Source organism: Acidovorax sp. GW821-FHT09A11 (assembly GCF_059418365.1).
Genome location: NZ_JBWKPS010000002.1, coordinates 571,694 through 595,100, shown reverse-complemented (window position 1 = coordinate 595,100; position 23,407 = coordinate 571,694). Strand labels below are relative to the sequence as shown.

General features: G+C 69.8%; 23 protein-coding genes. 10 read left to right on the top strand and 13 right to left on the bottom strand.

Annotated features, from left to right (window positions below; translation table 11 throughout):
* Positions 1-2: 2 nt before the first annotated feature.
* The 4 genes from AC07PV_RS06820 to AC07PV_RS06805 all read right to left on the bottom strand — a co-directional run bounded on the left by AC07PV_RS06820 (position 3) and on the right by AC07PV_RS06805 (position 4,874).
* Positions 3-1,214 (bottom strand): DUF1501 domain-containing protein, encoded by a 1,212-nt coding sequence (locus AC07PV_RS06820; RefSeq protein WP_218340706.1) that lies wholly within the window; start codon positions 1,212-1,214, stop codon positions 3-5.
* A 10-nt stretch (positions 1,215-1,224) separates the two neighbouring features.
* Positions 1,225-2,811, bottom strand: a complete 1,587-nt coding sequence (locus tag AC07PV_RS06815; RefSeq protein WP_218340933.1) for a DUF1800 domain-containing protein — start codon at positions 2,809-2,811, stop codon at positions 1,225-1,227.
* Positions 2,812-2,949: 138 nt separating this feature from the next.
* Positions 2,950-4,233: an MFS transporter gene (locus AC07PV_RS06810; protein ID WP_218340707.1), complete on the bottom strand. Its 1,284-nt coding sequence runs from the start codon at positions 4,231-4,233 to the stop codon at positions 2,950-2,952.
* Between the two features lie 206 nt (positions 4,234-4,439).
* Positions 4,440-4,874: a thermonuclease family protein gene (locus AC07PV_RS06805; RefSeq protein WP_218293983.1), complete on the bottom strand. Its 435-nt coding sequence runs from the start codon at positions 4,872-4,874 to the stop codon at positions 4,440-4,442.
* A gap of 485 nt (positions 4,875-5,359) precedes the next feature.
* Between AC07PV_RS06805 and AC07PV_RS06800 the strand changes: the two genes are divergently transcribed.
* Positions 5,360-7,396 (top strand): tail fiber domain-containing protein, encoded by a 2,037-nt coding sequence (locus tag AC07PV_RS06800; protein WP_494629781.1) that lies wholly within the window; start codon positions 5,360-5,362, stop codon positions 7,394-7,396.
* A 362-nt stretch (positions 7,397-7,758) separates the two neighbouring features.
* Positions 7,759-8,295, top strand: a complete 537-nt coding sequence (locus AC07PV_RS06795) for a DUF2242 domain-containing protein (RefSeq protein ID WP_370627835.1) — start codon at positions 7,759-7,761, stop codon at positions 8,293-8,295.
* 48 nt (positions 8,296-8,343) lie between these two features.
* Here the strand turns inward: AC07PV_RS06795 and AC07PV_RS06790 are convergent, their stop codons facing one another.
* The gene (locus AC07PV_RS06790; protein WP_218340709.1) at positions 8,344-8,883 is read right to left on the bottom strand and encodes an RBBP9/YdeN family alpha/beta hydrolase; all 540 of its coding nucleotides are present in this window, start codon (positions 8,881-8,883) and stop codon (positions 8,344-8,346) included.
* A gap of 130 nt (positions 8,884-9,013) precedes the next feature.
* On the opposite strand from AC07PV_RS06790, the gene AC07PV_RS06785 reads away from it, so the two are divergent.
* Positions 9,014-9,451 carry an Lrp/AsnC family transcriptional regulator gene (locus AC07PV_RS06785; RefSeq protein WP_218293986.1) on the top strand — a complete coding sequence of 146 codons (438 nt, stop codon included), beginning with the start codon at positions 9,014-9,016 and terminating at the stop codon, positions 9,449-9,451.
* Between the two features lie 80 nt (positions 9,452-9,531).
* Here AC07PV_RS06785 and AC07PV_RS06780 read toward each other — a convergent pair whose 3' ends face one another.
* A complete protein-coding gene (locus tag AC07PV_RS06780) occupies positions 9,532-10,074 on the bottom strand; it encodes a dihydrofolate reductase family protein (protein WP_494629780.1) in 543 nt (180 codons plus the stop codon).
* Between the two features lie 250 nt (positions 10,075-10,324).
* Between AC07PV_RS06780 and AC07PV_RS06775 the strand changes: the two genes are divergently transcribed.
* The 4 genes from AC07PV_RS06775 to AC07PV_RS06760 all read left to right on the top strand — a co-directional run bounded on the left by AC07PV_RS06775 (position 10,325) and on the right by AC07PV_RS06760 (position 15,332).
* On the top strand, positions 10,325-11,875 hold the full coding sequence (locus tag AC07PV_RS06775) for an acetate--CoA ligase (protein ID WP_494629779.1): 1,551 nt from the start codon (positions 10,325-10,327) through the stop codon (positions 11,873-11,875).
* A 99-nt stretch (positions 11,876-11,974) separates the two neighbouring features.
* A complete protein-coding gene (locus AC07PV_RS06770) occupies positions 11,975-13,114 on the top strand; it encodes an FAS1-like dehydratase domain-containing protein (RefSeq protein ID WP_494629862.1) in 1,140 nt (379 codons plus the stop codon).
* An 8-nt stretch (positions 13,115-13,122) separates the two neighbouring features.
* On the top strand, positions 13,123-14,325 hold the full coding sequence (locus AC07PV_RS06765) for a CaiB/BaiF CoA transferase family protein (protein ID WP_494594629.1): 1,203 nt from the start codon (positions 13,123-13,125) through the stop codon (positions 14,323-14,325).
* Positions 14,326-14,357: 32 nt separating this feature from the next.
* A complete protein-coding gene (locus AC07PV_RS06760; RefSeq protein WP_494629777.1) occupies positions 14,358-15,332 on the top strand; it encodes a Bug family tripartite tricarboxylate transporter substrate binding protein in 975 nt (324 codons plus the stop codon).
* Between the two features lie 13 nt (positions 15,333-15,345).
* On the opposite strand, the gene AC07PV_RS06755 is transcribed toward AC07PV_RS06760, so the two are convergent.
* From AC07PV_RS06755 to AC07PV_RS06740, 4 genes are all read right to left on the bottom strand, one after another.
* Positions 15,346-15,747, bottom strand: coding sequence for a hypothetical protein (locus AC07PV_RS06755; RefSeq protein ID WP_492254925.1), 402 nt, complete (start codon positions 15,745-15,747; stop codon positions 15,346-15,348).
* Positions 15,748-15,749: 2 nt separating this feature from the next.
* Complete coding sequence (locus AC07PV_RS06750; protein ID WP_369641952.1) at positions 15,750-16,562, bottom strand: IclR family transcriptional regulator; 813 nt, start codon at positions 16,560-16,562, stop codon at positions 15,750-15,752.
* 203 nt (positions 16,563-16,765) lie between these two features.
* Positions 16,766-17,176 carry a PaaI family thioesterase gene (locus tag AC07PV_RS06745; protein WP_218293992.1) on the bottom strand — a complete coding sequence of 137 codons (411 nt, stop codon included), beginning with the start codon at positions 17,174-17,176 and terminating at the stop codon, positions 16,766-16,768.
* 188 nt (positions 17,177-17,364) lie between these two features.
* Positions 17,365-18,255, bottom strand: a complete 891-nt coding sequence (locus tag AC07PV_RS06740; protein WP_492245614.1) for a LysR family transcriptional regulator — start codon at positions 18,253-18,255, stop codon at positions 17,365-17,367.
* 117 nt (positions 18,256-18,372) lie between these two features.
* On the opposite strand from AC07PV_RS06740, the gene gstA reads away from it, so the two are divergent.
* Complete coding sequence (gene gstA / locus AC07PV_RS06735) at positions 18,373-18,981, top strand: glutathione transferase GstA (protein ID WP_369641954.1); 609 nt, start codon at positions 18,373-18,375, stop codon at positions 18,979-18,981.
* Positions 18,978-19,691, top strand: coding sequence for a glutathione S-transferase family protein (locus AC07PV_RS06730; RefSeq protein WP_494629776.1), 714 nt, complete (start codon positions 18,978-18,980; stop codon positions 19,689-19,691). The genes gstA and AC07PV_RS06730 overlap by 4 nt, the downstream gene beginning before the upstream one ends.
* Positions 19,692-19,701: 10 nt before the next feature.
* Here AC07PV_RS06730 and AC07PV_RS06725 read toward each other — a convergent pair whose 3' ends face one another.
* Together AC07PV_RS06725 and AC07PV_RS06720 are read right to left on the bottom strand one after the other, a co-directional pair.
* Complete coding sequence (locus AC07PV_RS06725) at positions 19,702-20,238, bottom strand: pseudouridine synthase (RefSeq protein ID WP_492245616.1); 537 nt, start codon at positions 20,236-20,238, stop codon at positions 19,702-19,704.
* 74 nt (positions 20,239-20,312) lie between these two features.
* A complete protein-coding gene (locus AC07PV_RS06720; protein ID WP_494629774.1) occupies positions 20,313-21,239 on the bottom strand; it encodes a peptidoglycan DD-metalloendopeptidase family protein in 927 nt (308 codons plus the stop codon).
* Positions 21,240-21,387: 148 nt separating this feature from the next.
* On the opposite strand from AC07PV_RS06720, the gene AC07PV_RS06715 reads away from it, so the two are divergent.
* Positions 21,388-22,686, top strand: coding sequence for a phospholipase D-like domain-containing protein (locus AC07PV_RS06715; protein ID WP_494629773.1), 1,299 nt, complete (start codon positions 21,388-21,390; stop codon positions 22,684-22,686).
* A gap of 132 nt (positions 22,687-22,818) precedes the next feature.
* On the opposite strand, the gene AC07PV_RS06710 is transcribed toward AC07PV_RS06715, so the two are convergent.
* Entirely contained in the window at positions 22,819-23,067 is a 249-nt protein-coding gene (locus AC07PV_RS06710; RefSeq protein ID WP_218293999.1) for a hypothetical protein, read from the bottom strand.
* Positions 23,068-23,407 lie beyond the last annotated feature (340 nt).

Here is a 23,407-nt window from a genome sequence, read left to right as displayed (position 1 = left end):
GGCTACGCCAGCCGCAAGTCGGCCGCCTTTGCCCCCGGAAACACCCGTGCCACGGCGGCGGCGTTCAGCCCGTACATCCGCGCGAACAGCCCGCCTAGCACGCTGCGGTAGTCGTTGAGCACCGGGTAGTCGCGGTTCTGGAACAGCGTGGCGGCGCTCAGGGCCTGCTGCTCGCCCGCGATGCGCCCGCCATTCACGCCACCGCCCAGCACCCAGAACACGGTGCCGTGGCCGTGGTCCGTGCCCCGGTTGCCGTTTTCTCGGAAGGTGCGGCCGAACTCGCTCACCACCACGACCACGGTGGATTTCCATGCGGGGCCCATTTCGTCGGCAAAGCCGGCCAGGCCCCGGCCCAGCTCCTCGAAGCGGTTGGCCAGTGCGCCCGTGGCCGCGCCCTGGGCCACATGGGTGTCCCAGCCGCCTACGTCCACAAAACCCAGCTGGTAGCGCGTCTGCATCAGCCGCGCCATGCGCCGGGCCGTGCCCTCGAAGCCCTTGGTGCTGAGCGCGTTGCGGCTGGCGGCCTCCATCTCGCCCTGCATGGTGCGGGCCACTTCCTCGCGCGTGGCAAAACCCTCGGCCACGGGCGTGGCCAGCGGGGTGCCCCGGTACATGGATTCGATGAGCTGGGCCTGCCGCGCGTCCACGCCGCTGCGGCCCGCGACCGCGCTCAGCAGGGTGTTGGGCACGTCCACCGCGCCGCGCAGCACCAGGGGCAGGGTGCTGGTGAAGGCCATGGGCTGCGGCGTGGCTGCTGCGCCGGCCGCCGGAGCGGCGAGTTCGGCCACCAGCCGGTTCAGAAAGCCCGAGCGGTAGTCGCGCCGCCCGCCCACGGGCTGGCCCAGTTCCATGCTGTCCTGGGTGTCGAAGTGGCTGCGCGAGAGGTCGTCGGTGCCCGCGAAGGGCACGAAGGCCAGCTGGCTTTTCTGGTACAGCGGCAGCATGGAATCCGCGAGCGCGGGGTGCAGTCCCCAGTCGGGCGTGAGCGCCAGCGCGCCGCCGTCCTGTCCGGGGCGGGCGATGGCGATGTTCGGCCGCGTCTCGTAGTAGTAGCTGCTGGCCGTGGGCACGAGCAGGCTGGCGCAGTCGTAGCCGCCGCGCAGGAACACGAGCAGAAACCGCACGTCCTGCGCGCGCGGGGCGGCCAGAACGCTTGCACTGGCGACGCCGAGCGCGCTGGCGCCCAGGGCCTGAAGAAGGTGTCTGCGTTGCATGGTGTTCTCCTCATCCATGCATGAATTCGGGTGATGCGAGGAACAGCAGGTTCCATTCGCGCGGCGACGCCGCCTGGGCCAGCGCGTTGCGCGTGGCGGTGGACCAGGCGGGCTGCAGGGCGCGCACGTAGGCGCTTTGCGCCAGCGGCGGGGGTGTGCGCTGCGGTGCCGCTGGCCCGGCCATCCCGTCCTCGCGCGGGGCGGGGGCCGTGGCGGCCCCGGCGCCGATGGCCCGGGCGATCTCGAAACGCGTGGACATCTGCCCGGAGCCCGACCACGCGGCCGCATCGAGCGGGTAGCCGTCAGGCGTGGCGCGGCCGTACAGGGGCTCGGCCAGGCGCTGCAGCCAGGCGAGCGCGGGCTCCGCGCCGGGCAGCACGGCGTCGCCCTGCGCCAGGCGCAGGGCGGCCAGCACATAGTGCACCGGGTCGCGGAAACGCTGGCCCAGCGATGCGCGAAATCCGGGGGCGTTGAAGAGTGCTTCCAGCACGGCGGCGATGTCGCCATCGGTGCGTTCGAAGGTGCGGGCCAGCGTCTGCAAAAGCGCGGGAGGCGGGTTGTCGCCCACCAGAAAGAGCGCGATCTTGCGCGTGACGAAGCGCGCGGTCGCGGGAGCGCGGGCCAGGCGGTCCAGCGCTTCGTCCACCTCGGCCAGGCCTTCGGCGCGCAAGGGCTGGCCCAGCAGCGTCTTGGGGTCCCAGTCGTGGCGCTGGGGGTTGAACTCAAACAGCCCCTGGCGCACGTAATGGCGGCGCAGTGCGGGCTTCATGCGCGGCGGCTCTTCGCCGGGCGGGCGCAGCGATACACCCACGCCGGTCAGCACGCGCGCCAGCTCCTGCACGTCCTGCTGGCTGTAGCCGCCGTCCACGCCCAGCGTGTGCAGCTCCATCAGCTCGCGCGCATAGTTTTCGTTGATGCGGCCGGCTGCGTTCTGCGCGTTGTCCAGGTAGCGCAGCATGGCCGGGTGGCGCGCGGTGGCGCCCAGCAGGTCGCGAAAGCGGCCCAGCGCATGGGGGCGCACGGCACGCTCCTCGTAGTCGCCCACCAGCGCGCGCAGGCTGCCCTTGCCCGCGAACACGTTGAAGTGGTTCATCCAGAACCAGGTCATCTTCTCGCGCAGCTGCGCGGGCGTGTACAGCGCGCGCAGCACGAAACGCTCGGCCGCCTCCTGCTGCAGGGCGCGCATGTCCTGCTGCCAGGCCTTGAGCGCGGCCTTGCGCGCGTCTTCGGTGGGCAGGGCCTTGGCGGCGCGGTGGCGTGCGTCCATTTCCAGGGCCAGCGCCTCGGCGGGCACGCGGGAGATGGTCATCGCGTCGATGCGGGCCTGGGCTTCGCGCGGCAGCGCGGCGGGCGGGGGGCGTAGCTGGGCGGCCAGACAGGCCTGCGCGCCCTGGGGGGCCAGCGCCTGCGCGCCCTGGGCGGTGCAGCCCCAGGTGACGCGGTCCAGCAGGCGGGCCAGGGTGGGCTCGTCGGCGGTGCTCCATGCCTCCATCCCCGTCGCGCAAGCCATGCCGGGGAGCGTCCCGGCCGCCGCGCCCAGCAAGCCCGCGAGCACGGTGCGGCGGCGCAAGGGGGCGGGGCGTGGTGGCGAGGTCATGAAGAGGTTGGGCGGCAGGCCAGGTGCAAGTGGGCGCATGGTGCGCCGCCCCGCACCGCCGCGCAAGCCTGTGCGGCGGGTTTTACCTGCGCGACACAAACGGCCCGGAGGATGTGTCGATTGGTTTCCGCCCGCCTGCTACCGCGCGCCCGCGGGCGCAGCGCCGGTGGCCTGCGCGGCTTCCTCGAAGCGGTCCACCGTGCGCAGCGTCTTGAACGCCAGCATCCAGCCGCCCACCACGCCCAGCGTGCACAGGCCGCCCACCACGGCCGCCGGCACCACGCCCAGCCACGACGCGCTGGTGCCGGCGCGGAACTCGCCCAGTTCGTTGGACGAGCCGATGAACAGCATGTTCACCGCGTTCACCCGCCCGCGCATGGTGTCGGGCGTGGAGAACTGCACCAGCGCGCCGCGGATGTACACGCTCACCATGTCGGCCGCGCCGGCCACCATCAGCGCCGCGAACGACAGCCAGAACCAGCTGGAGAGCGCGAACACCAGGTTGGCCGCGCCAAACACCGCCACGGCGATGAACATGGTGCGTCCCACATGGCGGTTGAAGGGGCGCATGCTCAGGTACAGCCCCGCGCCGACCTCGCCCCCGGCCATGGCGCTGCGCAGCGCCCCCAGGCCCGCGGGGCCCACGTGCAGCACCTCTTGTGCATAGATGGGCAGCAGGGCCACCACGCCGCCCAGCAGCACCGCGAACAGGTCCAGCGAAATGGTGCCCAGGATGATCGGCCGCGAGCGGATGAAGGTGATGCCCGCCCCGAAGCGTTCGAACATCGTCCCCTGCGTGGGCCCGGGCGCCGTGGCGTGCGCCACCACCACGCGCAGGAGCAGCGCCACGCCCAGCCCGAAGCAGGCGCAGCACACGGCGTAGGTCAGTTCGCCGCCGCCGAGCGCATACAGCAGCCCGCCCAGCAGCGGCCCGCCGATGCTGGCCACGCGCATGAGCATGCTGTTGGCCGCGATGGCCTGCGCGAGCTGGCCGCGCGGCACGATCTGCGGCAGCAGGCTCTGCATGGCCGGGCCCGAGAACGCGCGCGAGCAGCCGTACAGCACCAGCACCGCATAGATGCCCGCCACGCCGCTGGCCCCGTGGCCCGACAGCCACCACAGCAGGGCGCTGCACAGCCCGCCCACGCTCCAGCTGATGGCCAGGATGCGCTTGCGCTCGAACCTGTCGATCAGGTCGCCCGCCGGCAGCAGCAGGCACAGCATGGGCAGGAACTGCGCCAGGCCCACATAGGCCAGCGCCAGGGGCTCGCGCGTGAGGTCGTACACCTGCCAGGCCACCACCACGGCCTGCACCTGCGTGGCCACGACGGCCACCACGCGGGCGATCAGAAAGGAAACAAAACCGGAATGGCGGTAGACGCTGGCGGCGGGCGCCATGGGCGTGGGCTCAGGGGTGGACATGGGCGGGGGAGGGGTGACGGATCGGCCCGGTGCGGTGCAATGCGCCGCCAGGCCTGGTGCGAAGGACCCTGGATGCTACCGGTTGTGCGGCGCCGCCCGGGCCCGCGCCGCGCAAATCCCTCAAAGTGGCGCCGTGCTGGGCCGGCCGCGCCGCCGCATCCTCCGCCGTGGCGCGCGTGCGCCTTGCCCAGGGGGAGCGGAAGGCTTCAGCGGCCGTGCCGGTGCCGGTAGTCCCAGGGCGCCAGCGGGCGCCGCTGGGACCACAGGCCCGCGCCGCCGCCCCGCGCCTGCTGCTGCAGCGGCGCCAGGTGCGGGTGGCTGGCGGCGTAGGGCGTGTACACCCAGGCCAGGCCGGCCCGCACCTGGGCCGCGGCCACGTCGGTGCCTGCGCAGCGCACATTGGCCACCGTGCGGCCATAGCTGTCCCGGTCCAAGGCCTGCAAGGTGGCGCGCTGCCTGAAGCACAGCCGCGCCAGGTTCTGGCGGGACTTCTGTCCGAAGGCCTGGCGCGACTCGGGTGCGTCGATGGCGGCCACGCGCACCTTGACCTGCCGGTAGGCGCCGGGCGTACCGCAGCGCGCGGTGAGGGTGTCGCCGTCACTGATGGCGACGACCAGGCACAAAAGGGTGGCGAGCGGCATGGATGGAGCGAAGCGGGGAAGCGGGTCGGGCCGAGGGGGCGGCGGCGGTGCTCACCCTCCTGCCATTTTGATGGACGGACCGGAGGGTGGCGCTTGATATTCAATGGATTCTAGCTATCAATAGTGTAGCTTTCCGGCACTCTGCTCCCACTCCGGTGGCGGCTGCGTGTGCGTCGTCTTTGCCCGTCCGGTGGCCGCTGTGGCGGGCACGCATCAACGCGCCACCGTTGAACCGCCGGGGCGGGGTTCAGGCAGGGTTTTGGGTGGTCATTGTGAGAAAATGTTTCACCCGTGGGGCCAGGGCCTGCGACCGTGATTCGGCACGCAAGCGCCCACCTGCGCGGCCGGGCCGGTGGGCGAGGGCGCAAGCCTGCCACGGCCGCCCTCCAGGCGGGGTGTGCCGCCCCGCTGCAATGGTGTGCCCGCGCGGCCGCCATCCCCCGTCGCCGCAAGGCAAGAAATCACCGAAGAAAGAGCTTCCGACCATGTCCTCCCCGCGCGTTCATGCCAGCCCGTTGTTCCTCAGCCTGCTTGCGGCCGCGATGTGGGGCCCTGCCGCGCAGGCGGCGGACGTCACGATCCGGCCGGCGGCGGGCTCGGGGTTTGCCGTCAAGGACGCCAGCGGAACGCAGATCCGCTTTCGCGTGGATGAGGGCGGCGCCATCGCCGCACCGGGGATCGGGGCTTCTCCGGCGGTGGCCAACCGGGTGTGCTACGGAGCGGCCGGCGTGCTCGGTCCGTGCCAGGCTTCGGCCGTGGGGGCCACGGGCGCCACCGGCCCCACGGGGCCGACCGGGCCCCAGGGGCCCGCGGGGGCCACTGGCGCCGCCGGCGGTGCGGGGCCTCAGGGGCTTCAGGGGCCTGTGGGGGCCACGGGGCCCGCAGGCGCGGCAGGAACCACGGGCACCGCGGGCCCCGCCGGTGCGACGGGGGCCACCGGGGCGGCCGGCTCGTTTGCGGGCAGCTACATGGGTGCCTGGTCCGCGGCCACGGCGTATGTCCCCGGCACGCTGGTCAGCCAGGGCGGCTCGACCTACCTGCAGGTCTCGGCTTCGGACTCGATCAACGCCGACCCCTCCGTGAGCCCCGCCGTCTGGGCGCTGGTGGCGCAGGCAGGCGCGGCTGGCGCCACGGGAGCGACGGGCGCCACCGGCTCCGCCGGCGTCGCAGGGGCGGCTGGCGCGGCCGGGCCAGCGGGTGCGGCCGGTCCCGCGGGAGCCACGGGCCCGGCCGGGGCCACCGGCGCGACGGGAGCCACTGGCGCCACGGGCGACCTAACGGGGGCCGTCCAGTTCGCGCCCGCTGGGCAGCAGGCTGCCACCACGGCCAGCGCGCTCGTCAACCTCAAGCTGGTCGGTGCCGCCACGCTGGGTTCGGCCGGCAATACGCCACTGCTGTCGCTGTCTGCCAGCGGCCTGTACCTGGATGGTCAAAACCACAACAAGGAGCGTGTGCGTGTGGACAACGACGGCGCCATCCTGTCGGTGGGCGACTTTTCCAACGGCATGGGGGGCGCGCCGGCCGAAGGCCCGGGCACGCGGTTCCTGTGGTATCCGCAAAAAGCGTCCCTGCGCGCCGGGCAGATCGACGGCACCCAGTGGGACGACGCCAACATCGGCATGTATTCCACGGCGTTCGGCTACAACGCCAGGGCTTCGGGCGACTATGGCTTCGCCGTGGGGCAGGGTACGGTGGCGGCCAACGGCAACTCCGTGGCCATGGGGCTGTACAACGTCGCCTCCGGCTTCGCGTCGGTGGCGCTGGGGATGGGCGCGCATACCAACGCGCGGCAGGGCTCGTTCGTTTTTGCCGACCGTTCGTTTCCCACCTTCTGCGACGGCGGCGTGTCCTGCTCGCCAGAAACCTACTTCCGCGCGGGGGTGAACAATTCCTTCAATGTGCGGGCCGCGGGCGGCGTGAACCTGTATACGAATGCCGCGGCCACCACCGGCCTGCGCATGAGCTATCTGTCCACCGGCGGGTCCAACTTCTACGGCAGCTTTGTGTGGACCGACCGCTCCAGCGATGCCGCGATCACCCCGTCGGGCACCAACCAGGCCATCTTCCGGTCCTCGGGCGGCTTCACGATCTACACCGACGCGGGCCTGGCGGCCGGGGTCACGGTGGGCGCGGGGGGCGGCTCGTGGTCCTCCGTGTCCGACCGCAATCTCAAGGAGAACTTTGCGGCGGTCGATGGTGAAGACGTGTTGCGGCGCCTGCGCGCGGTGCCGGTGACCACCTGGAACTACAAGACAGAAGGCCTAGCGGTGCGCCACATGGGGCCCATGGCGCAGGATTTTTCCGCCGCTTTCCGCCTGGGGGACAGCGATACGAAAATTGCCACCATCGATCCTGACGGCGTGGCGCTGGCGGGTGTTCAGGCGCTGGACAAGCGCACGGTGGCGCAGCAGCAAAGGATCGATGCGCTCCAGAAGGACCTGCAGGTCAAGGAGGAGGCACTGGCCGCCATGGCCCAGCGCCTGCAGCGGCTGGAAAAGCTTCTCTCCCAGGCCAGGCCCTGAGGCGCGGGCGCAGCGGTGCGGACCAGGGCGCAGCAATTTGATACCTTGTGTGCGGGGGAACGGGCTGCCCGCTGACATCGCCACCCCGCCATGCGGGCCATACTGCGAAGCCATCGCAATGGGCCGCCGCCGGCGACCCCGTTGCCTCGCGCAAGGGAACTGCGGGCGGCCTGGCCCGTCACACCACCTCTTGGGCTGGCGCCCGCTTGCGGGCAGGCGCGGCCGATGATGATCCATGACACAAAAGGAGTGCCGGTTTGAGCTTTCCTTCGACCACCCCCATTGATCCAGGCGCCCTGGGCGCGCCTTCCTCCCGCGGATTTCCCGGCGGGGCACCGGCTCTGCGCCGCGCCCGGACTTTCGTGGCGGCCCTGGCGGCAGGAGCCGCGGCGCTGGCTTTGCCAGGTTGCTCGGCCACGGGTGCCAAGACCTTCGCCGTGCCGGAGAACTTCGGATCGGTGGCCACCTACTCGCGCCTGTTCGATGCCACCCCGCAGCAGACCTGCGAGGCCTCGCGCCGCGCGCTGCTGAGCCAGGGCTACATCATCTCCACCCACCAGACGGAGCTGGTGGAAGGCAAGAAGAGCTTCCAGCCGGAGGCCGAGTCGCACCTGCAGATGGTGGTGCGCGTGGTGTGCCTGCCGGAGGCCAGCGATGGCAAGGTGAGCCTGGGGTTCGTGACCGCGCTGCAGGACACCTATGCGCTGCGCAAGACCAACAACTCCGCCAGCGTGGGCGTGGGCGCCATCGGCTCGGTCTCGCTGCCGTTTTCCGCCAGCAGCGAATCGCTGGTCAAGGTGGGGAGCGAGACCATCTCCAAGGACACGTTCTACGAGAGCTTCTTTGACCTCGTCAAACGGTACCTGGCGATCGACCAGGCCCAGGCGGCCGGAGGCTGAGGCCCCTTGCGGGATGCGCGCGGGGCCTGGCGAAGCCGGGCGGCGGCCTCACTGCCCGCGCCAGCGCGCCACCTGCTCCCATCCCGCGGGCCAGTCGCCCAGGCCGCTGTCGGCATTCACATGGCCGAGCGCGCCCAGCACCACGTGTTCGGCGTTCCACGCGCCCGCGCACCGCGCCGAAAAACCGGGGGTGGAGTAGGGATCGCTGGTACTGCTCATCAGCATGAGCCTGTCCATCGTCGGCAGCGCGGCGGGCAGCGGGAAGAAGCCCCGGGCATCGGCTGGAAACGCCGGGCCCTCGGGGTCGGGCACGGCCACCAGCAGCAGGGCGTGCAGCGGCCGGTGGTGGCGTGCGGCCCAGTGCACCGCCACCAGGCAGCCCAGGCTGTGGGCGACCAGGATGGGGGGCTGCGCCGCCGCCGCGATGGCGTCGTCGAGCGCCTGTACCCACGCGTCGCACACGGGGTGATCCCAGTCCGCCTGCTCCACGCGCGCCACGTCCGCGCGCCGGGTTTGCCACAATGACTGCCAATGCCCGGGGCCGGAGTTGTGGATGCCGGGAATGAGCAAAACAGGTCGCGTCGCCATTGGTGTTCCTTGTCGTGAAGCAGATCCATCACTGCCCCCCGACGATAGGAAAATCATGCCGCCGCGGCCAGCGGGCTTCATCGGAAAGCGCGCCCCCAAACCTTGAAATCATCGCAAAGGAACCACCCCCGTGGAACTGGACAAGAAAGACCGGCAGATCCTCATGGCGCTGCAGGACGATGCGCGGCAGAGCCTGTCCGCGCTGGGCAAGAAGATCGGACTGTCGCAGCCGGCGATGAGCGAGCGCGTGAAGAAGCTCGAGGACGCGGGGGTGATCTCGGGCTACGCGGCGCGCATCGACCTGGCCGCCGTGGGCCTGGGCCTGCAGGCCGTGGTGCGGGTGCGCACCACGCACGAGCACATCAAGCGCTACGTGCAGCTGTTCCAGTCCATGCCCGAAGTGTTGGATGCCGTGCGCGTGACGGGCGAGGACTGCTTCGTGGTGCGTTGCGCCTTCGGCCAGCCCGCCGACCTGGAGCGCGTGGTCGATGCGCTGGCGGCGCATGGCAGCGTGTCCACATCGCTGGTGCTGTCCCATCCCGTGCACAAGGCGGTGCCGCTGGCGTGAGGGGACGTGCAAGACGGGAAGGCTTGCGGCGCCTTCAGTATCAAACCAGGGTGCTATATAAAATATAGCAAATCTTGCCTCTACGGCCGCGGCACCTCGTAGCGCAGCTCCGCGAAGATGCCGCCCAGCGTGGTCACGGACTTCAGGCGCAGCGTGGGCTGCACGATGGACCGCGGAAACAGCGGCGCGCCCGCGCCCAGCGTGACCGGTGCGATCTGCACGATCAGCTCGTCCAGCAGGCCCGCGTCATGGAACTGCCCCACGAGTTCGCCGCCACCCACGATCCACACATTGCGCCCTGCTGCGGCCCGCGCCATGGCCTGGTGCACGGGCCGCACGTCGCCCTGCACAAAGCGCACGTCGGCACCGGGAATCGCGCGCAGCCTGCGCGAACTGAACACCCACGTGGGCTGCGGGTAGGGCCAGGGCTGGCCCGCGTCGATGGCATTTCTGAGCATCCATTCGTAGGTGTGCGAGCCCATGGCCAGCGCGCCCACATCGCGGATGAAAGCGGGGTAGCTGGAGCCCTCGATCTCGCCAAACTCCAGCAGCCAGCCGAGGTCGTGGTCGGGCGTGGCGAGGAAGCCGTCGAGGCTGGATGCGCCATAGAACTGGGTGGTCACGCGGATTCCTTCCGGTCGGTGGGTGGCCCTGCACTGTAGTGCGCGCTGGTGACAGCGTACTGGCAGCAATGGTGCGTTGCGCGCGGCCTCGCGGGGCCCTTGAAACCCCGTTCGCGCGGGCACGCGAATAGCGCGAGGAGCCGATGGAGTGCATTTTTAAAAATTGTATTGAGACAATTGATGGTCGTATTTGACAATCAATGTCGAAGAATCGAGACTGCATGCACCGACACACAGAGCCCATGCAGCCATGAAACGCCTGACCGACTACGCCAGCTACGCCGATGCCCAGAGCCACTTCGCGACCGAGCGCCTATGGGATCTTTTCGATGGGGACCGCGCTGCGTTCAACATCGCCCATGAGTGCGTGGACCGCCATGCCGGTGCGGGCCGCGATGCGGTGATCGTCTGCCGCGCCGATGGCGTGGACGAAACCATCACCTTCGACGAACTCTCGCGGGATTCGGCCCGTTTCGCACACTTTCTCGAAGGCCGCGGCGTGCAGCGCGGCGACCGTGTGGCGATCATGCTGGAGCCCTCGCGGGCGTTCTACACGGCGATGTTCGGCGTGATCAAGCGGGGCGCCATTGCTGTGCCGCTGTTCACGCTGTTCGGCCCCGACGGCGTACGCCTGCGGGTGGGCGACTGCAAGCCGAGCCTGCTCATTACCAACGAGGAAAAGCGCGGGGTCGTCGAGGGCCTGGGCACCGCCGCGTTCGAGGTCTTCGATGACGCGCTGTGGCAGCAGCTGCAGGCGCTGCCTGCCACCTACGCCAGCACGTCGCGGGCCGACGACCTGGCCGTGTTCCAGTACACGTCCGGCACCACGCGGGAGCTGCCCGAGGCCGTGAAGCACACCCACAAGGCGCTGGTCACGCTGATGGTGGCCGCGCTGTACGGCACGGGGCTGCGCCCCGGCGACCGCTTCATGTGCCCGTCGTCCCCCGCCTGGGGGCACGGCCTGTGGCATGGCACGCTGGCGCCGCTGGCGCTAGGCCTGACGATCGGCAGCTACAGCGGCCGGTTCAACGCCGAGCGGCTGCTGCAGGCGCTGTCGGCCCACCGCTTCACCAACATGTCGGCCGCCGCCACGCACTACCGCATGATGAAGAACTGCGGCAAGGCGGGCGACCACGCCTATCACTTCACGAAGCTGTCGTTCACCGGCGAGCCCATCGACGACGACACGGCCGACTTCGTGCACGAGCGCTTTGGCCTGGAGGTGTGCAGCATGTACGGCACGACCGAGATCGGCGTGGTGCTGGTGAGCTACCCCGGCGCCAGCGACTTCCCGGTCAAGCGCGGCTCGCTCGGCAAGGCCGTGCCCGGCACCCGGGTCGAGGTGCACGACGCGCAGGGGCGCATCTGCCCGCCGGGCACCACGGGGCAGCTCATGGTCTTGCGGCGCGGCCAGTGGATACCCACCAAGGACCTGGGCCGCACCGACGAGGACGGCTATTTCTTCCACGGCGGCCGTGCCGACGACGTGATCATTTCCGCGGGCTGGACCATGAGCGCGGTGGAGATCGAGAACGTCATCCTCATGCACGAGGACGTGCTCGAAGCTGCCGTGATCGGCGTGCCCGACTCACTGCGCGGTCAGGTCGTCAAGGCCTTCGTCGTGTCAGGCCGCGAGCGCAGCGAGGGTTTCATCGACGAGATCCAGAACCTTGTCAGGACCAAGCTCAGCCAGCACGAATACCCGCGCCACATCGCGTTCGTGGCGGAGCTGCCCAAGACCCCCGCCGGCAAGGTGCACCGCAAGGTCTTGCGGGAGCGCGAAGCGGTGGCCTGCGCCTGAGCACCCCGCCACCCGCGGTCCCTTCTTCCCTCCGTCTGTCCGTCCATCCATCCATTCATTCATCACCACCACCACCCCAAGGAGACTCCACCCATGTCCATTGCCACCACCCCGCAGCGCAGCTTTCCCAAGATCACCGACAGCGGCCTCGATGAATTGCGCGAGCGCATCGGCATCAAGATCGGCCAGACCGCCGAGCCCTGGTGCCACGAGGCCACGCGCGACAACATCCGCCACTACGCGCACGGCATCGGCGACGACAACCCCCTGTGGTGCGACCCCGACTACGCGGCCAGGAGCCACTACGGCGGCATCGTCGCGCTGCCCAGCTTCCTGTTCGCCACCAGCCGCATCGTGTCGGGCTATGTGGGCGGCCTGCCGGGCGTGCACGCCATGTGGTCGGGTGCGGACTGGACCTGGCACAAGCCCGTGCGCCGCAATGACGTGATCTCGACCGAGGCCTCGCTCAAGGACCTGATCGAGCACCAGACGCGTTTTGCCGGCCGGGCCATCCAGCAGATCTACCATGTGGACTTCTTCAACCAGGACGGCGACAAGGTGGCCGAGGCCGACAGCTGGTGCTTTCGCACCGAGCGCGACCATGCGCGGGAGCAGGGCAGCAAATACCAGAACGTGCGCGAACGCGGCCCGCGCCAGTACACCGACGAAGAGTTGAACGAGGCCTACAAGCTCTACCGCAACGAGGAAGTGCGCGGCGCCACGCCCCGCTACTGGGACGACGTGAACGTGGGCGACGAGCTGCCCACCATGTTCAAGGGGCCGATGACCGTGACCGGCTTCATCGCTTACGCGCAGGGCTGGGGCGGCCTGTACATCCGCGCCAACAAGCTGGCCTGGAAGCTGATCGACGCGCACCCGGGCGTGGGCATCAAGAACCGCTTCGGCATCCCGGACGTGCCCGAGCGCGTGCACTGGGAAGAAGACTTCGCGCTCGAAGTGGGCGCGCCCGGCGCGTACGACTACGGCCCCGAGCGCACCTCGTGGCTCACGCACCACCTCACCAACTGGATTGGCGACACGGGTTTCCTGCACAAGGCCAGCTGCAAGATTCGCCGCCACAACCCCGAGGGCGACATGCTCTTCATCAAGGGCAAGGTCACGCGCAAGTTCGAGGAGGGCGGCAAGCACCTGGTCGAGATCGCACAAGAGGCGCACAACCAGGACGGCGAGCTGTCGGTGCTTGGCGGTGGCGTGGTGGTGTTGCCCCGCCGCGGGTGAATAGCAGCATGACAAGCTTCAGCGCCCCGGCGCTGGAAGGCCTGCGGGTGGTGGACCTCACCCGCGTGCTCGCAGGCCCCCTATGCACCCAGATGCTCGCCGACAATGGCGCCCAGGTGGTCAAGATCGAGCCGCCAGGGGGCGACGAGACCCGGCACCTCGGACCGCCATACGACGACATGGGCCACTCCGCGTACTTCGCCGCGCTGAACCGGGGCAAGAAGGCCATCAGCCTGGACCTGAGCCAGCCCGACGCGCACGAGGTGCTGCACCGCCTGCTGCGGGATGCCGATGTGCTGGTGGAGAACTTCCTGCCCGGCACCATGGAGAAATGGGGCCTGGGCTACGAAGACGTGCTGGCCGAACGCTACCCGCGCCTCATCTACTGCGCCATCTCGGGCTTTGGCCGCGATGGGCCGCTGGGCGGCCTGCCAGGCTACGACGCGGTGCTGCAGGCGCAGTGCGGCCTGATGAGCATCAACGGCGAATCGGCCACGGGCGCCACGCGCATGGGCATTCCCATCGTGGACCATCTGACGGGCTATGTGGCGCTCACCGGCATCCTCATGGCCCTGTGCAGCCGGCACAAAAGCGGTGCCGGGCAGCGGGTGGAGGCCACGCTCTACGACACGGCGCTGAGCCTGCTGCTGCCGCATGCATCGAACTGGTTCGCGTCGAAGAAGGCCCCGGGCCTGCTGGGCAGCGCGCACCCCAACATCGCCCCGTACGACAAGTTCAGGGCGCGCGACGGGCATGTGTTCATCGGCATCCTCAACGATGGCCAGTTCCGCCGTTTCAGCCAGCACATCGGGTGCCCGGGCCTGCCCGAGGATCCCCGGTTCCACGCCAACGCAGACCGCATCGCGCACCGCCAGGCGCTCAAGGACATCATCGAGTCCGCGATTGCCGCGCAAGACTGCGAGCCGCTGTGCGAGGCGCTGATGCGTGTGGGGGTGCCCGCCGGGGTGGTGAACGACGTGCCGCAGGCGCTGGCCCAGGCGCACTGCGCGCACCGGGAGATGGTCATCCGGCAGGGCGCGTTCACGGCGCTGCGTGGCCCGGCGCGGCTGTACGGCACCCCGGCACTGTCGGGAGCGCCGCCCCCGGCTTTCAGCCAGCATGCCGACGAGGTGCTGGCCGATCTCGGATTCAATGACGCCCAGAGGCGGGACCTGTATACCCGGGGTGTCGCGCGCACCCGCCCTCTCTGATCTGCAGAGCACGAAAAATAAAGGAGACAAGCATGCGAACCTTCGCTGCCATCATGACCGCTGCCAGTTTGCTGTGGGCGATGCCCGCTGCCCACGCGCAGGCCCAGCACCCCAGCTATCCCACCAAGCCCATCCGCATCATCGTGGCCTATGCCGCGGGGCAGGGCACCGATGTGGCCACCCGGTTTTTGGGCGAGCAGCTCGGCCGGGAACTGGGCCAGCCCATCGTCGTCGAGAACAAGGCCGGTGCCGGTGGCAACCTGGGCAACGAGCTCGCGGCCCAGGCCCCGGGCGACGGCTACACCCTGACCATGGGCACCAACGCCACCCATGTGCTCAACCAGTTTCTCTATGCGAAGCTGGCCTTCGACCCCGAGAAGGATTTCGAACCCATCGCCATGGTGGGCACGTTTCCCATGGTGCTGGCGGTGGGGGCCAATGCCCCCCACCATTCCGTGGCGGAACTGCTCGAATCCGTGAAACGCGCCCCCCGCTCGGCCGACATCGCGATGCCCAGCACCTCGGCGCGCCTGGTGGTCGAGTTCCTGAAGGAGCGCTCGTCGGCCCCGTTGTTCGGCGTGCCCTACAAAGGCTCGGGCAACGCGGTGACCGACGTGCTGGGTGGCCAGCTGCCGGCGGTCATCGACACGCCCCTGGCGCTGCGGCCCCACATCGCGGCCGGCAAGCTGCGCGCCATTGGCGTCACGTCGGCAACCGCCAGCAACCTGGCGCCCGGCGTGAAGCCCATCGCGGAGCAGGGCCATCCGGGTTTCGAGTTCGTGGCGTGGAACGCGCTGTATGCGCCCAGGGGCACGCCGGCGGCGGTGACCGGTGTTCTCAATGCGGCGGTCAACAAGGTGCTGGCCCGGCCCGAAGTGCGCCAGCGCCTGCTGGAACTGGGCTTCGAGCCCGCGGGGGGAACGGCCGCGGCCCTGATCGAGTTCGCCAGGAAGGAGCGCCAGCGCTGGGCGCCCATCATCAAGGCCGCGGGCATCCGCGCGGACTGACGCAAGGCTCCGCTCAGGAGCCCGCCTGGAACGTGCCCGGGAAGAGATTCCCGGGCACTTCGATGGTGGCGGGCACATAGCGCAATTGGGCGCGCATCAGCGGGGTGCCCCCCGTCCGGCCGCGCTCCTCGCACCAGGCCTCGATGGCCACACACGCATCCTCGCCGCTGCTGGACACCAGGCGGCCCGTGAACGTCACACATTGGCCCAGCCGGGGCCGGGCCAGCAGCGTGACGTCGGACAGCCCCACCAGCTCGACCGGCGCTCCAAAATGCTGCCCCGGCAGCACGGCCCCCGCGAGGTCCATGGTGGCCAGCAGCCAGCCCGTGGGCACCTGGCCGCTGGCATCGATGTCCGCGGGCATGGTGATGGTCTTGAGCAGGGTCTGTGCCGCCGCGGTACCGGGCGCCGGCATGGTCAGCTCCCGCCCAGCAGGCGAGACAGCTCGGCCGCCTCCCGCTGCATGACCTGGGCCAGCTGCTGCACCACGGCGGCACCCATCTGGCTGCTGAGCCCGACCACCACCAGGGTATGGACCAGCCGTCCGCCCGGCGCGAAGACGGGCACGGCCACGACCGTGATGCCGGCCATGAAGTTGTCGCGGTCCAGGCTCCAGCCCCGGGACCGCGTGAGCTCGACCTCCTTCTTCCAGGTGGTGTACGTGGGGGCCTTGTCCCACACCACCCGGGCGAATTTCTCCTTGAGCGCGGGCCAGCTTTCGCCGCTGTAGGCCGCGATCAGCCGCCCCGTGGCGCTGACCAGCGTCTCGAACTGGCTGCCCACATCGGTGTGGACCCGAAACGGCTGGCTGGAGCGGGACAGCGCCAGCACCATCACCGTCTGGCGTGATGTGATCTCCACCCCCATGGCCGTCACGCCGAACTGCGCGGCCAGGCGGTCGAGCACCGGCTGTACCAGCTGCGTGAAGCCGCCGCCCTCCAGCACGCTGCGGGCCAGGCTGATCATGCCGGTGCCCAGCGCGTAGCGCTTGGTCGACGGGTCGAGCGTGACTAGGTCTTCGGCCACCAGCACCCGCAGGATGTGCAGGCAGGTGCTGGGCACCAGGTGCAAGGCTTCGGCCACCGTCTTCAGCGTGAGCGGCTGCTTGTGCTCGCCCAGCAGCCGCAGGATGGCGATGGAGCGTGTCACGGCGGGCACGGGCCGCACGCGCACGCCTTTGGTCGGCTTGGTGTCGGCGGGGGGCGGGGCGGGCTTGGAGCGGGAGGCCATGGGCGGGTTCTGGAGCTTCAAACCGGCAAGCGTAAACCCATTTGTGGCCGCGTCGGCTGCAGCGCCGTGGTGCGGCCGGGCGCCGAAGAGGGCCATCAGGCTGTGGTGGGCGGGAATGTCCAGGGCGCGCTCCTTGTCAGGGTACAAAGGAATTTCGGCCACGGCGTGGCGGCGGGCAGATGCCGGTGCGGGGCTGGCCGGCTTCATTTCATGGCTTTCATGAGCGCATGGGCCGTCAGCACCAGGCTCGCGCCCGCGCGCAGCTCGCCGCGCATGAAGACCAGGCTGCCGGTGCGCTCGATCACCTCGGCCCGCGCCTCGACGAACTGGCCGGGCCGCACCGGGCTCACGAAATGGGAATCGAGCTGCAGCGTGACGCAGGGGCTGCGGCCGCAGGCTTCCCAGGCCACGGCGCTGAGGGCGTGGTCCATCAGGGTCATCAGCGCGCCGCCGTGGGCCGCCCCCGCGGGGTTGAGGTGCTGCGGTCCGACCGCGAAGCCATAGGCCCAGCCATGGTCTTCCCGCTGGGCCCACAGCGGCCCCGCGTGCTGGATGAAGCCGGCCAGGCTGCGCGCCTTCCAGCCCGTGCCTGGGGGAGAGAGGGTATCGGGCAATGTGAACTCCTCGCACCTGTCTGCAGGGCAGGTGGTGGAGGCAAATTGTACTTTTGAAAAATAATTGTATTAGTACAAAATGCCTTGGGCATGAAGCTGCCCGGCCTGCGCGCCCATCCGCAGGCCGGGCCAAAAGCCCTGGAGCCGGCCGGCGGAATGGGCCGGGCCGCAGGAATCGCCGGAGTCCCTCAGGGCAGCTGCACCGTGTCCGCCAGGTGCCCGTACACCGCCGCGATGCGCCGCAGGTGGCGCGATTCGGGGTGCGTGAGCAGCCACAGCCCGTTGTCGCACTCGGGCAGCGAGCCGGTGAGCGGGCGCAGGTCGCCGCGGCCCTGGGCCAGGAAGGTGGGCAACACGCCTACGCCCGCGCCCCGGGCCACCAGTTCCATCACGGTGAGCAGGCTGTTGACGCGGTAGGTGGGTTGCGCCCTGGGGTACTGCTTCTTGCGCCAGCGCACCGAGGGGTGGCCGGGCATGGAGTCGTCGGGCGCGACCCAGGCCGCGCGGCCCGCCTCCACGTCGGACAGTGCCAGCGGGTTCGAGGCTGCGGTGTACAGCGCCGAACGGATCATGCCCAGCTGCCGGCCCACCAGGTGTTGCGGCGGGCGCCTGGTGGCGCGCACGGCGATGTCGGTGTCGCGCCGCGTGAGGCTCACCAGTTCATTGCCTGCATGCAGCTCGTACACCAGGGCCGGGTGGCGGGGCTGCAGCACCTGCAGGGCGGGGGCGATGAGGCCCTGCAGGATGGTGTCGGTGGTGGAGATGCGCACCGTGCCCGAGACCTGCTCGGGCTGCGCCTGCGTGGCGGTGCGGGCGGCCTCCAGCGCGGCTTCCACGCGCTCGGCCTGCTCGGTCAGGGCCTGGGCCAGCTCCGAGGCGCGGTAGCCCGCGCGCGAGCGCTCGAACAGTGGCTGGCCCAGCCCGCGCTCGATGCGCTGGATGGCGCGGAACACGGTGGACGCATCCACGCCCAGCCGCTCACCGGCCGCCGCCAGCGTGCCGGTGCGCACCATGGCCAGCAGCACCTCCAGCTCGGCGGCGCCCAGGCGGTATTGCGCTGGTGCAATGGATGTTTTCATGAATGCGTATTTTTTTTTGCGTAAATGCAATCATAAATTCTGCCTGTCGCCCGTGCCACCGCTGTGTGCAGCGGCGATGCTCCCAACCCCTTTTTGCACAGAAAGCCCGCCACTGCCATGAAGCTCTACTACGCCCCCGGCGCCTGCTCGCTCGCCGTCCACATTGCGCTGCGCGAGGTCGGCGTCCCCTTCGACCTGACCAAGGTGGACCTGGCGCACCACACCACCGAGACGGGTGCCAGCTACCTCGACATCTCCCCGCGCGGCTACGTGCCCTTGCTGGAGCTGGACGACCAGTCGCGCCACACCGAAGGCGCGGCGCTGCTGCAGTACGTGGCCGACCTGGACCCGGCGCAGGCGCTGATCGGCAAGCCCGGCTCGCGCGAGCGCCTGGCCGTGCTGGAGTGGCTCACCTTCGTCAGCACCGAGCTGCACAAGGGCTTCAGCCCCTGGCTGTGGCACAAGGAAACGGCCGAGTCCACGCGGCAGGCGGCCAAGGCCAAGCTGGCCGCGCGTTTTGCGGAGCTGGATGCCGTGCTCTCGCGCAGCGACTTCCTGGCGGGCGCGTACAGCGTGGCCGATGCGTATGGCTTCACCATCGTCAACTGGGCCCACCTGCTGGGCATGCCGCTCACGGCCTACCCGCATCTGCAGGCCTGGATGGCACGCGTGGCGGCCCGCCCGCAGGTGCAGGCCGCGCTGCGCGCCGAGGGGCTGGCACCGTGAGCGCAGCAGCGGCTGGCGCGCCCGCGCTCACGCTGGTCTCGCACGCGCTGTGCCCGTATGTGCAGCGCGTGGCCATCGTGCTGCGCGAGAAGGGCCTGGCGTTCGAGCGCCGCACCATCGACCTCGCCCACAAGCCCGACTGGTTCCTGGCCCTCTCGCCGCTGGGCAAGACGCCGGTATTGCAGGTGCGCGGCCAGAGCCTGTTCGAGTCGGCGGTGATCTGCGAGTACCTGGACGAGGTGGCCATGCCCGCGCTGCACCCGCAGGACCCGCTGCAGCGCGCCCGCCACCGCGCGTGGATGGAGTTTGGCTCCACGGTGCTCAACACCATCGGCGCGTTTTACGCCGCGCCGGATGAGGCCGCGCTGCGGGCCCGCGCGCAGGAGCTGCTTGGCCGCTTCGTGCAGCTCGAAGAAGCGCTGGGTGCGTTCAGCGGCGCGGGGCCGTACTTTGCGGGGCCGGATTTCGGCATGGTGGATGTGGTGTTCGGCCCCGTGTTCCGGTACTTCGACGTCATCGACACGTTGCCGGGCGTGGACGGCCTGGGTCTCTGGCAAGGCTTGCCACGTGTGCTGCGCTGGCGCACAGCGCTGGCCGCGCGCGCCTCGGTGCAGCAGGCCGTCAGTGCGGACTATGCCGAAGGGCTGCGTGTGTTCCTGCGGGCGCGCGGCTCGGCACTGTCGCGCCGCATGGACGCGGTGGCGGCGTAGCTGCCTCGATTCAATCGGCCCAGGTGCCCGGCGCCAGCCCGTCGAGCGTGTAGGGCCCGATGGCCGCGCGGATGAGCCGCAGCGTGGGGTGGCCCACGGCGGCCGTCATGCGCCGCACCTGGCGGTTGCGGCCTTCGCGGATGATGAGTTCGATCCACGCGGTGGGGATGGCCTTGCGCTCGCGGATGGGCGGGTTGCGCGCCCACACGGCAGGCGCGGGCGCCAGCAGGCGCGCGCGGGCGGGCAGGGTGGGGCCGTCGTTCAGCACCACGCCGCTGCGCAGCGCGGCCAGCGCGGCTTCGCCCGGGATGCCTTCCACCTGCACCCAGTAGGTCTTCTCCATCTTGAAGCGTGGGTCGGCAATGCGGGCCTGCAACGGCCCGTCGTTGGTCAGCAGCAGCAGCCCTTCGCTGTCGGCGTCCAGCCGCCCCGCCACATACACGCCGGGCAGGTCGATGTAGTCCTTCAGGCCCTGCCACTTGCCTTCGGCGGTGAACTGGCTCAGCACGCCATAGGGTTTGTTGAAGCGGATCAGGCGCGAGGTCATGCGGGGAATTGTGTTTGAATGAAATTGGCCGCTGGCGCTTGTCCATCAAGCGCAACAAGCTATCAAAATAATAGCTATGCGGGGACAAACAGCGCCGGGTCCACCATGGTGCGGTTGAGCATCACGCCCCAGTGCAGGTGCGGGCCGGTCACGCGGCCGGTGGCGCCCACCTTGCAGAACGCGTCGCCCGCGTTCACCACCTCGCCCACCCGCACGTCCTTGCTGCTGAGGTGGGCGTACACGGTGAGCAGGCCCCGGCCGTGGTCGAGCCACACCGTGCCGCCGCTGAAGAAGTAGTCGCCCACGTCGATCACCCGGCCCGCCAGCGGCGCCACGATGGGCGTGCCCGTGGGCGCGGCGATGTCCATGCCGCTGTGCGGGTTGCGCGGCTGGCCGTTGAACACGCGCCGCAGCCCGAACGAGCTGGAGCGCCGCCCCGGCACCGGCACGCGCATGCGCGGCGATGCCGGCGCCTGGCCCGCGGGCTGCTCGGTGAAGGTGGCCATCACCTGGGCCTGGTGCTCGCGCTCGCGCTCGTAGCGTGCCTGGTCCTCGGGCGAGAGGTCCACCGTGCGCGGCGACACCTGCAGGTGCTGCTCTTTGTACTGCTTGTGTGCCACGGTGTAGTGCACCAGGCGCGGGCTGCCGCCGCCTTCGGCCAGCACGGTGATGAACGCATCGCCGGGCGCGGCGGCCAGCGGGATGCCCACGAGGGCGGTCCATTCGATGGCATCGCCCACCACCCGCAGCGGCACATCCACATCGCCCTGGCGCACCTGCGCCACCGGCCGCGTGGCCGCGGGCCCGAGCGACAGCCGCGCCACGCCCCCCGGCACCTGCAGCGCCTGGGGCCATACGGTGGGCGCGGGTGGCAAGGGCTTGGCGTGCAGCAGCCCCAGCATGGCGGGCTGCGCCAGAAGGCCCGCCGCGCCCACCAGGGCGCTGCGACGGTTGATGGGGAGGGCGGGGTGGATGAGGGCAGGGCGGACAGATTCAGACACGGCAGGGCAGGGATAAAAAGCGCAGTGGTGTGTGTTTGGGGAGACGGTGCGATGCGGCCGCTGTCGCGACCCGCACCAGCGATTGTGCCCCCGGTGTTGGCGGTGTCCGCCTACATTGCGCCGCCGGGCCGCCACCTACCATCGCGCCATGCCGAAAGCCGCCCACCGCCGCCGCCCTTCCACCCTGCTCACGGTTTTTCTCACGGCCCTGGCCACGGGCGCGCTGGTGTTGCTGGCGCTCAACTTCACGGCCGGCGAGGAGAAGGTGCAGCAACAACTGCCGCGCCTGTACAGCACCGCCCACCCGCAGTTCGAACGCGCGCTGGGCAGCCTGCTGGGCCCGGGCATCGTGGGCGGCAATGCGGTGACCGAGCTGCTCAACGGCGACCAGATCTTTCCGCCCATGCTGGCCGCCATCCAGGCGGCGCAAAAAAGCGTCACGTTCGAGACCTACATCTACTGGTCGGGCGACATCGGCAAGCAGTTTGCCGACGCCCTGAGCGAGCGCGCCCGCGCCGGCGTGCCGGTGCATGTGCTGCTCGACTGGGTGGGCAGCGCCAAGATGGAAGAGAGCTATCTGGCCGAGATGAAGGAGGCGGGCGTGCAGATCGAGAAGTTCCACAAGCCCCACTGGTACAACCTGGCGCGCCTGAACAACCGCACCCACCGCAAGCTGCTGGTGGCGGACGGGCAGGTGGCGTTCACCGGCGGCGTGGGCATCGCGCCCGAGTGGACGGGCCACGCGCAAGACCCGGAGCACTGGCGCGACTCGCACTACCTGGTGCGCGGCCCCGCCGTGGCGCAGATGCAGGCCACATTTCTGGACAACTGGCTCAAGGTCACCGGCAAGGTGCTGCATGGCGAGGCGTACTTCCCGGCCATCGCGCCGGCGGGCACGCAAAAGGCGCAGATGTTCTCCAGCTCGCCTTCGAGCGGCAGCGAGAGCATGCAGCTCATGTACCACCTGGCCATCACGGCGGCCGAGCGCAGCATCGACCTGTCGGTGGCGTATTTCGTGCCCGATGAACTGACCCGCAAGTTGCTGATGGACGCCCTGGCGCGCGGCGTGCGCGTGCGCCTGGTCACCCCCGGCGAACACACCGACACCGAGACGGTGAAAGCCGCATCCCGCGCCACCTGGGGCGAGCTGCTGCAGGCCGGGGCCGAGATCTATGAGTACACGCCCACCATGTACCACTGCAAGGTCATGATCGTGGACCAGCTGCTGGTGTCGGTGGGCTCCACCAATTTCGACAACCGCTCGTTCCGCCTGAACGACGAGGCCAATCTCAACGTGTACGACACGGCATTCGCCAGGCGCCAGACAGCGGTGTTTGAAGACGACATCCGGCGGTCACGCCGCGTGACGTACGAGGCCTGGCGGGACCGCCCGCTGCGGGAGAAGGCGCACGAGAAACTGACGGGCTGGCTGCGCTCGCAGCTGTAACGGTGCTTGAGTGAAATAGGGCGCCAGCGCTCATGGTGCAAGCGCCGGCTGCTATCAAAAGTGTAGTTTTCTGCTTTGGATGCGGGGTGGGGCGGGGGCGCCCCACGCCGGCATTGCCCCCTGTCCCACCGCTCAGTGCGTCACAAACTCGTACGTCACCGCTTCGCTGTCCACCATGTCGAGGATGTCGTCCAGCACGTCCTCGTCGTCGGTGCTGGCCCACAGGTCTTCGGGGTCGGCCGCAAACAGCGGCTCGATGGCGATGTCCATGTACTTGCCATCGGGCAGCTTGATGACGGGCGTGCCCTCGGAGGTATCGGCCAGCTCCCAGTCATCGGGCACGGTCATTTCGAGTTGGATGGTGACGTTGAGTTTTTTCATGGCGAGTCCTTGTTGCTGAACCGGGCAGGGTAACCGAGTTTGACAAGAAATGGGCGTGTAGCGCTTATTGGACAAGCGCAATATGCTATAAAAAATAGAGCATTGGCCGTGGACGGAGCCTGGGCGTGCCGGCCCCTGCGCGGTGCGGGCCTGCATGGCACGCCGCTTGCAACGCTGGGGTGTTGTGCAAACGCTGCCGTCAACGCGCGTCCATGCACGCGTGCAATGCCCGTCCTGCGCCGCTGGCACCACCCCGGATGAATGCCCCTGGCTTTTGCCCGCGGGCCTGCTGTAATGTTTGCGGCGACGGGGTGTGCCGGCCGCTGCGGCCCGCGTGGCC